Source organism: secondary endosymbiont of Ctenarytaina eucalypti, assembly GCF_000287335.1.
Classification (GTDB): Bacteria; Pseudomonadota; Gammaproteobacteria; order Enterobacterales; family Enterobacteriaceae.
On record NC_018419.1, the window covers coordinates 731,506 to 744,989 of the forward strand.

At 46.0% G+C, this 13,484-nt stretch carries 10 protein-coding genes; 5 read left to right on the top strand and 5 right to left on the bottom strand.

Translation table 11 applies throughout. The annotated features are described in order from the left end of the window. Positions 1 to 300 precede the first annotated feature (300 nt). The 4 genes from msbA to kdsB all read left to right on the top strand — a co-directional run bounded on the left by msbA (position 301) and on the right by kdsB (position 4,278). The gene (msbA, locus tag A359_RS02090) at positions 301 to 2,049 is read left to right on the top strand and encodes a lipid A ABC transporter ATP-binding protein/permease MsbA (protein ID WP_044104722.1); all 1,749 of its coding nucleotides are present in this window, start codon (positions 301 to 303) and stop codon (positions 2,047 to 2,049) included. Beyond that, positions 2,046 to 3,077: a tetraacyldisaccharide 4'-kinase gene (lpxK, locus tag A359_RS02095; protein WP_014888195.1), complete on the top strand. Its 1,032-nt coding sequence runs from the start codon at positions 2,046 to 2,048 to the stop codon at positions 3,075 to 3,077. The genes msbA and lpxK overlap by 4 nt, the downstream gene beginning before the upstream one ends. A 266-nt stretch (positions 3,078 to 3,343) precedes the next feature. After that, positions 3,344 to 3,526: a Trm112 family protein gene (locus A359_RS02100; RefSeq protein ID WP_014888196.1), complete on the top strand. Its 183-nt coding sequence runs from the start codon at positions 3,344 to 3,346 to the stop codon at positions 3,524 to 3,526. Beyond that, the gene (gene kdsB / locus A359_RS02105; RefSeq protein ID WP_014888197.1) at positions 3,523 to 4,278 is read left to right on the top strand and encodes a 3-deoxy-manno-octulosonate cytidylyltransferase; all 756 of its coding nucleotides are present in this window, start codon (positions 3,523 to 3,525) and stop codon (positions 4,276 to 4,278) included. The genes A359_RS02100 and kdsB overlap by 4 nt, the downstream gene beginning before the upstream one ends. Before the next feature lie 1,204 nt (positions 4,279 to 5,482). On the opposite strand, the gene ligA is transcribed toward kdsB, so the two are convergent. The 3 genes from ligA to hspQ all read right to left on the bottom strand — a co-directional run bounded on the left by ligA (position 5,483) and on the right by hspQ (position 10,418). Continuing rightward, complete coding sequence (ligA, locus tag A359_RS02110; protein ID WP_044104725.1) at positions 5,483 to 7,507, bottom strand: NAD-dependent DNA ligase LigA; 2,025 nt, start codon at positions 7,505 to 7,507, stop codon at positions 5,483 to 5,485. A 159-nt stretch (positions 7,508 to 7,666) separates the two neighbouring features. Further along, on the bottom strand, positions 7,667 to 8,644 hold the full coding sequence (gene zipA, locus A359_RS02115) for a cell division protein ZipA (protein ID WP_230197406.1): 978 nt from the start codon (positions 8,642 to 8,644) through the stop codon (positions 7,667 to 7,669). Between the two features lie 1,456 nt (positions 8,645 to 10,100). After that, positions 10,101 to 10,418, bottom strand: a complete 318-nt coding sequence (gene hspQ / locus A359_RS02120; protein ID WP_014888200.1) for a heat shock protein HspQ — start codon at positions 10,416 to 10,418, stop codon at positions 10,101 to 10,103. A gap of 366 nt (positions 10,419 to 10,784) precedes the next feature. Here hspQ and dolP point away from each other — a divergent pair, with 366 nt between their 5' ends. Continuing rightward, positions 10,785 to 11,360 (top strand): division/outer membrane stress-associated lipid-binding lipoprotein, encoded by a 576-nt coding sequence (gene dolP / locus A359_RS02125; RefSeq protein ID WP_014888201.1) that lies wholly within the window; start codon positions 10,785 to 10,787, stop codon positions 11,358 to 11,360. Positions 11,361 to 11,774: 414 nt separating this feature from the next. Here the strand turns inward: dolP and nadD are convergent, their stop codons facing one another. Beyond that, positions 11,775 to 12,431 carry a nicotinate-nucleotide adenylyltransferase gene (gene nadD / locus A359_RS02130; RefSeq protein WP_014888202.1) on the bottom strand — a complete coding sequence of 219 codons (657 nt, stop codon included), beginning with the start codon at positions 12,429 to 12,431 and terminating at the stop codon, positions 11,775 to 11,777. After that, on the bottom strand, positions 12,424 to 13,455 hold the full coding sequence (gene holA, locus A359_RS02135; RefSeq protein WP_014888203.1) for a DNA polymerase III subunit delta: 1,032 nt from the start codon (positions 13,453 to 13,455) through the stop codon (positions 12,424 to 12,426). Before holA ends, nadD begins: the two co-directional genes overlap by 8 nt. Positions 13,456 to 13,484: the final 29 nt, after the last annotated feature.

The window sequence follows — 13,484 nt, forward strand, 5'->3', positions numbered from 1 at the left end:
ACTGCACTACAAAGGAGTCTGTTCCTCTTGCTAAGCGCGACCTCTTCCCTCCTTTCCATGGGCCTTTCGGGAGCCTTCCGGAGAAAACTGGTCGTTCTAGAGGACCTCATAGCGAGATCTCATCATTCATGAGCAAAACAGAATGATACATGACGAGCGAAACGCACGTTTTCATCTCCTATTATTGAAAATACCGCCCTGTCCCGATCACAGTTCACAATGATGGGATGGTTGGTGATTTGGCGTCACCGCGCTAAAGTAGGTAGAATAAACATCTTAGTCCCGGTCATGGTATACTGCATGCTAAACGATAAAGATCTTTCCACCTGGCAGACCTTCCGTCGTCTTTGGCCGATGATCTCACCCTTCAAGACAGGTCTAATCGTCGCCGCCATTGCCCTGATACTCAATGCTGCCAGTGATACCTTAATGCTCTCGCTACTCAAACCGCTTCTGGATGATGGATTTGGCAAGGCTAAAAGCAATATTCTAGTCTGGATGCCCTTAATGGTGATTAGCCTGATGGTACTACGTGGTGTGACCGGCTTTATCTCTAGCTATTGCGTATTCTGGGTTTCCGGAAAAGTTGTGATGCAGATGCGCCGTCGGTTATTTAATCACATGATGGATATGCCAGTGTCTTTTTTCGACCGGCAATCTACGGGTACCTTGCTTTCCCGAATTACCTACGACTCCGAACAGGTGGCTTCATCGTCTTCCGGCGCTCTGATTACCGTCATTCGTGAAGGCGCGTCAATCATCGGCCTATTCGCGATGATGTTCTATTACAGCTGGCAACTATCTCTAATCCTAGTAGTGATTGCGCCAGTGGTATCGTTTGCCATTCGACAGGTATCAAAGCGCTTCCGTCAGATTAGCAAAAGAATGCAAAACACCATGGGGCAGGTCACTACCAGCGCCGAGCAGATGCTAAAAGGACATAAGGAAGTGCTAATTTTTGGCGGACAGAAGGTAGAAAAAGAACGTTTCAATAACGTCAGCAACCAAATGCGCCAACAGGGCATGAAGATGGTAGCTGCATCCTCGGTCTCAGATCCAGTGATTCAATTTATCGCATCCCTGGCGATGGCCTTTGTGCTGTATGCCGCAAGTTTACCGGCAGTTATGAACACCTTGACGGCCGGTACCATGACCGTCGTATTTTCGTCAATGATCGCTCTGATGCGGCCTCTAAAATCTTTGACTAACGTCAACGCTCAGTTTCAGCGCGGTATGGCAGCTTGCCAAACGCTATTTTCTATTCTTGACATGGCTATTGCAAAGGATGAGGGCACTATGGAAGTTGAGTGCAGTAAAGGTGATATCACCTTTCAGCACGTAACTTTTACCTACCCGGGCAAAGAGACACCCGCCCTATATGACATTAATCTCACAATCTCTTCAGGACATACGGTAGCGCTAGTAGGGCGCTCCGGCTCCGGAAAATCAACTATTGCCAATTTACTAACACGTTTTTACGATATTCAACAAGGAGAGATTCTTCTTAATGGCAATGATTTGCGCGCTTATAAACTCGCTTCGCTTCGTCAGCAGGTAGCATTGGTTTCTCAAAATGTGCATTTGTTTAACGATACTATCGCCAATAATATCGCTTATGCCTGTAAGGCAGGTTACTCCCTAGAGCAGATAAAGAACGCCGCTCGCATGGCCTATGCTATGGAGTTTATCGAAAAAATGGATAGGGGACTGGACACGGTAATCGGCGAAAATGGAGTCTTGCTATCAGGCGGACAACGGCAGCGTATTGCAATCGCCCGCGCGCTTCTACGCAATTTCTCCATACTGATCTTAGACGAAGCCACCTCGGCGCTGGATTCTGAATCGGAAAGAGCCATCCAACAAGCTCTCGATGCGCTACAAAAAAATCGAACCTCCTTGGTTATCGCCCATCGTCTATCCACTATTGAAAAGGCTGATGAGATTTTAGTAGTTGAAGAGGGCAGGATTGTCGAACGAGGCAATCATAAAACACTAATGTTCCTCCAGGGGGTTTACGCCCAACTACACAGATTACAGTGCGGTCAATGATTGCCCGTATCTGGTCCGGCACCTCGCGGCTGTATCTTCTTCTGTTACCGTTTTCCTGGCTATATGGGTTGATAACCGCACTTATCCGTTGCAGCTACCGACGAGGTTGGCGTAAAGTTCATCGCTTTCCGCTGCCGGTTGTCGTGGTAGGCAACCTGACAGCGGGAGGAAGCGGTAAAACACCAGTGGTTCTATGGTTAGTGACACGATTACAATCGCTCGGCTGGAGGGTTGGATTGGTCTCCCGCGGCTATGGGGGGTGGACTAAAAAATACCCGCTATTACTCGATGCCACTACGACCAGTACTCAATGCGGTGATGAGCCACTCTTAATCTGGCAGCGCACAGGGGCGCCGGTTGCAGTAGCGCCCCGACGCGCAGAAGCGGTAGCAGCGCTTCTGCGGGCACATCCCCTAGACGTGGTGATTGCCGATGACGGTTTGCAGCATTATGCACTAGGCAGGGATATTGAGTGGGTCGTCATAGATGGTGAGCGTCGGTTTGGCAATGGCTGGTTGCTCCCGGCAGGCCCTATGCGCGAATTAGCAAGCCGTCTAGAGACGGTGCAGGCGGTTATCGTCAACGGCGGTAACGCCCGTTGTGGCGAAGTGCCGATGTGGCTTGATGCTAGTGCAGCCGTCAATTTAATAACAGGTCAACGTCGCTTCCTGACTGATTTGACGCCGATTGTGGCTATGGCCGGTATTGGTTATCCACCGCGATTCTTTCAAACAGTACGAGCGGGAGGCGCGATTCCGATACGAGAGGTGGCGTTTGCTGATCATCAAGCCTACCGAAAAGAAATGCTCTACCCTCTCATTGCGCCAGATGAACAGTTGCTCATGACCGAGAAAGACGCTGTTAAGTGCCGATCCTTCGCCCGTGAGAATTGGTGGTATCTGCCAGTCTACGCACGCCTGCCTGAGGATGCTGAGCATAATTTACTGACGCCGATTATTCAGGCTATCCAGAGCTATAATCAAGTACTCACGGCGTCGAAAAAATATGATATTCAGAGTAGGAAATAAAAAATATGCAGACCGGATACATGGGGCTAACTGCTCAATTGAATCTATAGTATCTTTTCTATTGAGAAAAATTAACTCGCAAATCTTTATTACATCTTTAAGATATTATTTAGTACGCACATATCCTCCGTCCGCTATTCCTAAGATTATAATACATGCTATAATCAGCAAAAATATTGTCTGTCAGTGGTTCCCGTACCTGTAACACTTATGCTATTCTATCCGCTATCTTTCCTTCCCCCAAATATCTAATACTTAGAGAGATCATGATTCATCGCCTATTGGCAATCGTTGCTTGCCCATGCTGTCATGGTAAGCTTGATTACAACCTAGAACGACAAGAACTTTTGTGTAAGTCTGATGCGCTGGCCTACCCCGTGCGCGACGGCGTTCCCGTACTTCTAAAGAGTAAAGCGCGTGCCATGACGGTTAGCAAGACCCATTCATGAGTTTTATCGCAATTATTCCTGCCCGTTTTGCTTCCAGACGGCTGCCTGGTAAGCCATTGGCTGACATTAATGGTAAACCTATGGTGGTGCGTGTCATGGAACGCGCGAAAGCCTCTGGTGCAGATCGGGTCATTGTAGCTGCCGATCATGCCGACGTGGTCAAGGCAGTTGAGCGGGCCGGCGGAGAAGTCTGCCTAACACGGGGAAATTATCAGTTTGGCACTCAGCGTCTACAAGAGGTCGTTGACAGATATGACGTTCCTGACGATCAGGTCATCGTCAATGTTCAGGGGGATGAACCACTCATTCCACCTACGCTTATCAGTCAGGTGGTCGAGAATCTGGCGAGCACCGATGCGAGCATGACCACCTTGGCAGTGCCTATCACCACGTCGGAAGAGGCATTTAACCAAAACGCGGTTAAAGTAGTCGTCAGTTCGCAAGGTTATGCTCTGTATTTTTCACGCGCCACAATTCCTTGGAATCATTCTGGATTCGCCTGTGGTCGTGACCACCTGTCCCATTTTCTACTGCGTCATATTGGTCTTTATGCTTATCGCGCTGACTTTATTCGTCGCTATGTTAGATGGTCGGCCAGTCCTCTGGAGAAGATAGAAAGCCTTGAACAGCTCCGTGTCTTATGGCATGGAGAGAAAATACATGTTGCGATGGCAAGCGTTGAGTCTTTCATAGGCGTGGATACGATGGAAGCGTTGACACAGGTTCGTTTGCTACAGAAGCAACTGGGATAGGTTGTCTGTCAGGCGCGGGAATTTCTTGAGATTTCCCTTAGCGAAAATACAACCTTAGCTTCAGGGGACAGCATGTCATCATTGCGCTTAATATCACAGCATCGCCTGACTTCCTCTCGATGAGAGCTGAAAAACATCTTTGATTTAGTATCATCTTGTCTCAGAGTCAGCGCTATCTCATCAAAAAAATCGCTAGATGACGCGCAGGAGATATGGATCAATAATAAAGTGACGGGGCAGGCTTCATGTAATATTAGGCTGGTAAAACCACATTCAACACCCTCCCTGAACTCAAAATAAATCTCACTTCAACATCAATAGGATGTGTATACACTCTTGTTTGCGTTCTGAGGCTCGTCGGGACATCTGCCCTCAACATTATAGTAGTAATGCTCATCCCGCATGATAATCACCAGACTCAAACGGCTCATCATAAGTAGTTTAAACCAGAAAATAACACTTTCAAATAATCCGTAGGCAGATAAAAAATCAGCTATTGTTTTTTCTAGACGTTATGAACGTTGCTAGTTACATGCTGATTATCAATTGCATTGTAACGCTTATACTTGGAAACTGGTCAATATTAAACTAGAGGGTGATAAGCAGCTGTATTTTCTTCTTCAAACAATAACTCAGAAAAGCAGAGCCTATCGGCATCGCCCTCAGCCGACATTGCTCGAATTTTCTAGTTAATCGACTTTATCACAAAGCAGGTGAATTCTGTGCATGAGTGATGCTTCTGTACGATACATTATCATAGACACTTTTATACTATGCCTCTTTCTACTTGCAACTGGCGCCTCAACCATAATACTCTGCATTTTCAACATTATCCAGAACTGCATGAATAATGTTACTGTGTAATAACGTTTATATCGGATATGTATTATACTCTCTTTAGGTTTTTTCAACAAAACACGCTCCGACCATTTGAGCACGGCGGTGTGTGAGGGCTAATCTGTAAGAAAAAAGTTAGTCGTCTTAAGCTTTGACCTGCACCATAAGACCTATGAATTGATATGCATGCAGCAAACTGCAAAATAATATCTTTACCTGAGGTTTTTATATCTCAACATGCCGGGTAGAATGCTGAATTTATCATATATCGATTAGTCTCCCCCTAGTTCGTGCTCAACGATATATTCATATTGAATATTTCACTAGATATTTTTCTTCATTGTTTCTGCTTCGTCCGCCTCAATGATTATCCTAAATGACGTATCATTTCTGCCTCATCCATCATCGGAATACTCAATTGCTGTGCCTTAAATAACTTAGAGCCAGCTAGCTCCCCTACGATCAGGAGATCAGTTGTAGCAGAAATTCTGTTACTGACCCGAGCACCGAGCGACACTAGCCTATCTTTGGCTGCATCTCGCGAAAGGCTTCTGAGTACTCCTGTAAGTACAACGGTCTTACCAGAAAAAAAACAGCTCTCTTCTTCGGTAGAAGGGACCACAGACACCGGCCAATGAATACCTATCGGTGGACTTAACAACTCTCTAACAACCTTAAGATTATGCCTTATCTCAAAAAACTTTTGCACGTGGGTTGCCGCAATATTGCCGATATTTTTCACCTCAGTTAGTGAATGAATATCGGCGGCTATCAGCGAGTCTAGGGTGCCATAAGCGGCAGCTAGATTTTCGGCCGTCGTCTCTCCCACCTCGCGGATCCCGAGCGCGTAGAGAAAACGCGCGAAAGTACTCTTCTTAGCCTTCTCGAGTGCATCCAGCAAATTTTGCGCCGCCTTTGGCCCCACATGATCAAGTTGTCTCAAGATATCTTTTGTTAGCCGGAATAAATCAGCCGGCGTTTTCACTAGCGCTCGCTGCACGAGCTGATCGATCGTCTTATCCCCTATCCCGGTGATGTTCATCGCTCGACGCGACACAAAATGCTTCAGCGCCTCCTGTAGTTGCGCAGAACAAACGAGACCTGCGGGGCAACGTAACACTACCGCACCCCCTACGTGCTCCAGCTCCGTGCTACAGGACGGGCACTGAGATGGGAAGGCGACTAGCCGCGCATTCTTTGGCCGCTTAGAGGAGATTACACCGACGATTTGTGGGATTACATCCCCCGCACGGCGAACAATCGCCGCATCGCCAATTCTTACCCCTAGCCGATTGATCTCATCTGCGTTGTGTAGGCTAGCTTTTGTAACCATTGTACCAGATACCAAGACCGGCTCTAGTTTCGCAACCGGCGTAATCACCCCGGTACGCCCTACCTGAAACGCCACATCACGCACTCGTGTTATTTCTTCCTGCGCTGGAAACTTGTAGGCAATGGCCCAGCGTGGCGCTCGTGCAACAACACCTAAACGCTGCTGTAACAATAGCGCATCTACTTTAATAACCACTCCATCGATATCAAACCCGAGCGTTGAACGCGCTTTATACACTTTTTGATAGAACTTCTGTACCGCATCGGTGCCGGTACAGAGTCGCATTTGATCGCTAACTGATACACCCCAGGATTTCAACTGCTGTAGCCTCTGCCAATGACTATCAGGCAACATGCCATGTTCCAGCAACCCAACGCCATAGCAAGAAAACATCAGCGGCCTCTGAGCGGTAATGGCAGGATCCAGCTGACGCAAGGAGCCGGAAGCGGCATTGCGTGGATTGGCGAAGACTTTTCCCCCATTTCTTTTTGCAGCGTGATTAAGCTTCTGGAATCCAGCTTCTGGCATAAACACCTCCCCACGGATCTCAAGCAAGCGCGGCAGAGAGCTGGTCTCCCCCCTCAAGCGCAATGGAACAGTGCGAATAACACGGATATTGGCGGTGATATCTTCTCCGGTAGTTCCATCGCCCCGACTGGCTCCCCGTACTAGCTCTCCTCGTTCATATAGCAAGCTTACCGCCAGACCATCTAGTTTGAGTTCACAACAATAGGTCAGGTCCTCATAGCACTTAAGCCTCTCCCGCAACCGCTGATCGAACGCCAGGAAATCAGACTCTTCAAAAACATTATCTAACGAGAGCATGGGCACATGATGACGCACCTGGCCAAAGCTATGCTGAGCATGCCCTCCGACACGCTGGCTAGGAGAGTTGACGGTCAGTAAGTCCTGTCGTTTAGTCTCTAGTACGCGCAGCTCGGCCATCATCCGATCATATTCACTATCTGGCACTTCAGGGGAAGACGCGACGTAATAAAGATCTTCCCAATGTTGTAGCTTCGCACGTAACCGCAAAATATGTTTTTCTATCCGTTTCATCATGCACCATCAGAAAAAACCCCGTAAGCGGAAGTAGGGCAGTTATAACTATTGCAAGAGTCATAAACCTAATAAGCATAGTTTTAAGCAGTAGAAAAAGATGACTCAATAGCAACTTCGGATGGAGTTGTTCGCAAACATATCTTTGCAATACAGAACTCAGTTGCTAGAAGCATAAACGTTTAGTGCCCGAAGAATTCGCTTTTTATACTCGTCAAGTGTCTTCGAGGTTATCATGCGACGGTGATCGTCAAGCACGAACCCTCCGAAATCATCAGCGATACACTGCGAGGCTTCCACCATTAACTTGAAGTTCTGATGAGCATCGCTATACCCTGGCACCTTCATGAATATGGAAATACCAGGAGTCATAAAAGAAGCCATATCTTCAAGATAAAAAAAACCGGGTTTTACCATGTTTGCCAGACTGAACAGTACTGGCCCGCCGCCTATGGTATTAGAGTAGCGGTGAAAAATATTCATCTCCCCGAACTGAAAACCGGCTTGGCCCACGCTTTTCAGCAATTGCTCCCCGCCTAACACCTTGCCGTTTTGGGCGGTGACATGCAGCACCAGGACTATTTCTTTTTCCGGCACCTTCAACGCTGCACTCTCTTTTGCTTCGATGGATTCAAATTCAGGCGAAGGGAGCACAGACCCATAATAGTTCTTTGACCCAGAATGGCAGCGTGGCGCCACCTGTGAGTGAGCCGGCGTATAACAATCAGGTTTGTGGATTGTCAGCATCAGGGTATGAGGTCTATCTGCACTGCATGCCGATTTTCTGAAATCGGCATTGAGAGGAGGATCGATCTCTTCATCCGGCGTTGTTGCCTCATAGGACGGGGAAGAGCAAGCAGTGAGACCTGAAAAGCGCGAGGCATCGATACGTTCATCATTCACATCGTCGAGATAACAGACTCGCGAAAGTCGGGCTCTACTTAACTGCTCATTGCGTTCAGACTTTATCGACTCGCTCTGATGCTGAGGTTCTATTTTTAGTCGTTTGGCCAAGGGCTCGCGAAAAACCGTTAGCTTCTCTTTACGGTTTATCCAAAGAGCGTATAACAGTAGCGCTGCAATCGTCACTGCAACCGCCACGATTAAAATCAGACGCAAATTATGCATCGTTTTCATCTCAGCTATTCTAATTAATGTTGATTGCACATTGCTATAGTCAAAACTATGTAGTATCTCAAATATATTGTCACTAGTACGGAAGTGCAAGTCTATCAATGCTCTTTTTAAAAAAAAGCATTGTGCGATTCATTTTTTCTAGTTTTCCAGATTTAGCGGGGAGGTTTTAGATAAAACCGATCTGCTAGAAATTGCGCATAAAATTCTTACATCATCAAGCAATAGATACTGTTATTTATTTATATTGACTCGATATAAAATAGTTGCATAAATTAAAGTATGTAATTTATTGATCTATGCTAACGTTACTATTATGCTATGCGGACGGTCTTTAGCATATCTAACGTTATATTTCTTAATAAATTAAATTCCTTTCATAGGCTCACTCATCTTAGTCTTGACTATCATGCATTATGCGATGCTCATACAAAATATTGTGAACTAAACGAAAGCGTATTTAAACGGCAAGCGTCTATGGGTGCCGACTGATTATTTTAGATATCATGAATGTTAATTAGAGCCTATTTTCAAGCACGTATTAAGTTTTATCATTATGCAATGGTTTCATCTTTTGTTACTAGTAACTGCGGGATAAGAATCTTCATGATGTACGATTGAATAATCAAGAATTATGCTGCTATTGTTTGGGAAGACCGTATATTCATCAGTGCTAACTGCATGATTATCATTGATAGATGAATATCTATTCACTGTACTATAACAGTGCATGCAGTCTACTGACTTCTCTGCTCGTTATCAGAGAAGGTTATTTTTTAATATACAACCAAGCATCTGCTTGATAATGCAGCCCAAGTAAGGGTGGTGGTAACAATAATAAAAACGCTGACTGAGTCAGATGCTGATAACAGAACTGCCATAGAACGTTGCATTCCGCAATAGTCAACCTGATAAAGGATAACACTTTTATCCCTACCGTATTCGAGCATAGCGTGTTATTGTGCGTCCTCTCTTCATTACTGGATCGTAACCCAGGTTTTCTGATACCACATCACTCGTCATATCATCATACACTAATTTTTTCATACATATTTTTAATATGAACAATGAAGGGTGGACGAGCAACCGTTTTGCTTTGAGCACCTACATTGCATGTCTTTTTTGCCATTTCGGTATATTAAATACCATACATGCCTGACTGAGTCTAACTGGCACTAATAAAGTGAGAATGACGTGAATTAATCTTCGCTATACTATTCTGCTGTAATTTTACTAGAAATAGCACTAAAATTATCACGGATAACATGAACCTTTACAATGATTTATTTTTATTTCTTAGCAATCCAGCACCACTCTCATACATATGTTTCATAATCAAACATTACCCGCTCATACAAGCGAGTATATTTACTTTCATAGTGCTAGAAGCATTAAGCATTAAATGTCTCTCCCTATTTTCGGGATACCATTAGGGTGGCATGCGTAGATAACGATGAGATTAATTTCTTAGACGAGGCGCCTGCAGTTGTAGACGGATAGATTCAGCCAACTCATCGAGCGTTGGCTGTTCAGGATGAACGGGAAAAGATTCATAGCCCAGCTGCGCTTCTGCAAGATAGGTATGAACTGGTTTTCCCTCCTCATTTTCCATTACGACATGATACCAAGGAGCTGCACGAAGACTATCGTCAGCTGCTATGTCATCCAGCGAAGGCTTCTCTAGGGAGTATTCCGGGTCTATATCTATAATGACCCCCAGGTAACCCAGCAGCTTATGCCGGACCTGCTGTCCTATGCCAAATTTGCTGGCAATCATGAGACCTCCAGTAAAAAGTATGCCAAAGACCTAATATGTGGGGAGGCGCCCTGGAATACAAGCATAAAGAACATATATTTAGCTGATTCGGCACGTAAACTCATACAACCAACAGAATCAAGGGGTGTGCATACATCAGAAATTGATCACGATTGCATGCCCGGTAAGGCTAATTTTTGGCCTATGCAGAAACTGTTAGGAATGGTAAATAAAGCCCTATCGCCTAACAAGAGTACTACTAGTAGTGAATGCGTCAAAAAATATACTTTTAAAAAAAGCTACGATGCATATGTTCATCGTAAAAGATCTATGTGATTTGAGAGATACACAACCTTTCCCCTAATTTAAGACGATACAGGAGGCAAGATGAAGGTTCATATGTTATCAATCCTGCTGTGTGCCGTTGTAAGTCTGCAAGGCTGCGTCAGCGCGGTAGTGATTGGAACTACGGTTGTGGCTACCAAAACCTCGGTTGATCGTCGCACTATCGGCACCCAGGTCGATGACAGCACGCTTGAAGCTCGCATCGCTAATGCGCTGGCGAAAGATCAGTTTATAAATAAAAACAATCGCGTCATCAATACCGTATATCAGGGTAAAGTCCTTCTTACTGGCCAGGCACCGACCCCCGTGATTGCCGCTCGCGCCAGGAAAATTGCGATAGGCGTCGATGGCACCAATGAGGTCTATAACGCAATCCGTCGGGGGAAGCCGGTATCGCTTGGCCGTGCGTCACTAGATGCTTGGATAACCACCAAGGTCTTTTCAAAGCTACTGGTCAGCGACGCAGTCAAGTCTTGCAATGTAAAGGTGATCACAGAAAATAGTGAAGTGTTCTTACTAGGGCTCGTAACGCATGCTGAAGGAAAAACTGCTGCTAACATCGCCAGTAAGGTGACTGGGGTGAAACATGTCTATACTGCCTTCACCTATTTGAAATAACAGTAATTTAAAAAGACCGATATTCAGCTAAGGCTGAGGATCGCGGTTCATTCAAGGCTTATCACCTCTAATTCAGAAGCACATCTTTCGTACAATTTGGCTTTACCATTAAGAGGGGTCAGGGATATAGAGTCTTAAGAACTACTCTAAGAAAAGACTAGAAGGGGTATGTAAAACCCCTCCTCTATGGCAAATATGCCGATCTCTGAATCCATAAATATCGAGGTATGTGGTCACACATGCATGTGTTGAATGACTAAAAAATATAGCAATCATCACGGCGATAAGACTGCGTAAAAATGTTCAGCAGCACTCACACGATTACATTATATAGCAAACAATCCCTCTATGGCACGGATGTTAAAAATTCTAATGTCTTACATAACATTCCCACAGTATGTGTGTTCTCTATAGCTAGCGGTATAACCCCTGTTCATGAATATACAGGCATACTGAAGAGGGAAGCAGACCATCACAGGCTCTTCCTTGCCGGTAACGCGCCCGAATGTCGCTGGCGGAAATCGAAAATATTGGCGTCGAAGGGCAATAAATCATTCCTGAAGGCTGTTGATATAGTGCCTGCGGATTCCGGGTTAAGCGGCTAGTAAGCCAATAATTATCGCCCTCACCGCTATTCATCAGGTCGTTATGGTGAGGACGGAGACACACTAGAATATGACAAAGGTCTAACAGTGCTAAACCACGGTGCCATTGAGGCAGGGTCTGCAGCGAGTCTTCCCCGATAATAAAGCCCAGCGTTGCGTTAGGACCATATTCTCCCCTCAGATCTTCAAACGTATCTACTGTCCAGGACGGTATTGGGCGACGTATTTCACGATCATCAAGACTAAAGAGCGTGCCAGGAAGCTCGGCAATTGCTAGGCGCGCCATTGACAACCGCTGATATGCCGACGCTACCGGCTGTGGCCGGTGCGGTGGTACATGGTTCGGCAGGAGGATAACTTTCTGTAGGTTGACAAGCCGTGCTAGTGCAATCACGGGCAAAAGATGGCCGTAGTGAATGGGATCGAAGGTGCCGCCGTAAAAAGCGCGCAGAGTGCCGTTAGTCATCAAGCGCCCCCGTAGGTAGGGTATTACCACACAAGAGCAGGGCTAATGCATTCAGATTAGACCAGATGGAATAATCGTAATCCTGCTTTAGCGCCAGTTCAATATGAACCATCAAAGCCACCGCCTTTCGCAATTGCGAGAAAGTTAGCCGCTCCAATGCCAGGGTAAGCAAAGGCCTGCGATTCTGCCATACCTTATGCCGATCAAATAATCTGCCTATTGGCACAGCATGCAGGTTCCTTTTAAAGGTCAGCAGCTGTAAGACTTCGTGCTGCATGCTACGTAGCAGAAGGGCTGGCTGCGCACTTTCAATCTGCAGATGCCATAGAATTCGCATCGCGCGTTTATTTCTGCCCGCTATTGCAGCATCTACCCAATGAAATGGCGTAAAATGCGCGGAGTCATTTAATGTGCCTTTAACCCGCGGCAACGTTAGATAACCATCAGGATAAATGAGAGAAAGCCGTTCTAGGACTTGGGCTAGCGCTAGCAGATTATTTTCATAGTAATAGCATAGAGTCTGGCAGACGACGTCATCTAGCGTTAGATGCATACTTTTGGCACGATTTGCCACCCAGTGCGACAATTCTTCCTGTTCTGGAGTGATACAGCGCACTAGGACCGCCTGAGCGCTCAGCGCTTTAAACCATCTGCTATTTTCCAAGGAACGGGTTAACTTATTGCCACGCACGATCAGTAGTAAATCTTCATGCAACAGTGATATTAGCTCAAGCAGTTTATCCCCCATAGGGGCTTGCAAACCGTTCTCCGGTAGGATTAACAATAGCGTCTGTCGCCTAGCGAACAGGCTACGTTCTCGGCATAAGCTAAAGATCGCATACCAGTCTGTAGTAGCGTCTAGCGTGATGCTAACATGTTCTTCGAACTGCTGATTCTGTGCGCAGGAGCGAATACAACTCTGACTTTCTTGCAGTAGAAGGGGTTCATTTCCGAACAGAAAATAGCAGCGCCCTAATGACTCCTGTAGCTTCGCATCTAACTGCTCGGCATATAACCGGATCATGAGGCTTTCTTTCGTGATATGGAGGAGTC

Bases quoted from the DNA above. Each gene is read 5' to 3' on its own strand.
- msbA (WP_044104722.1), top strand. From the start codon at position 301: ATGCTAAACGATAAAGATCTTTCCACCTGGCAGACCTTCCGTCGTCTT.
- lpxK (WP_014888195.1), top strand. From the start codon at position 2,046: ATGATTGCCCGTATCTGGTCCGGCACCTCGCGGCTGTATCTTCTTCTG.
- A359_RS02100 (WP_014888196.1), top strand. From the start codon at position 3,344: ATGATTCATCGCCTATTGGCAATCGTTGCTTGCCCATGCTGTCATGGT.
- kdsB (WP_014888197.1), top strand. From the start codon at position 3,523: ATGAGTTTTATCGCAATTATTCCTGCCCGTTTTGCTTCCAGACGGCTG.
- ligA (WP_044104725.1), bottom strand. From the start codon at position 7,507: ATGAAACGGATAGAAAAACATATTTTGCGGTTACGTGCGAAGCTACAA.
- zipA (WP_230197406.1), bottom strand. From the start codon at position 8,644: ATGAAAACGATGCATAATTTGCGTCTGATTTTAATCGTGGCGGTTGCA.
- hspQ (WP_014888200.1), bottom strand. From the start codon at position 10,418: ATGATTGCCAGCAAATTTGGCATAGGACAGCAGGTCCGGCATAAGCTG.
- dolP (WP_014888201.1), top strand. From the start codon at position 10,785: ATGAAGGTTCATATGTTATCAATCCTGCTGTGTGCCGTTGTAAGTCTG.
- nadD (WP_014888202.1), bottom strand. From the start codon at position 12,431: ATGACTAACGGCACTCTGCGCGCTTTTTACGGCGGCACCTTCGATCCC.
- holA (WP_014888203.1), bottom strand. From the start codon at position 13,455: ATGATCCGGTTATATGCCGAGCAGTTAGATGCGAAGCTACAGGAGTCA.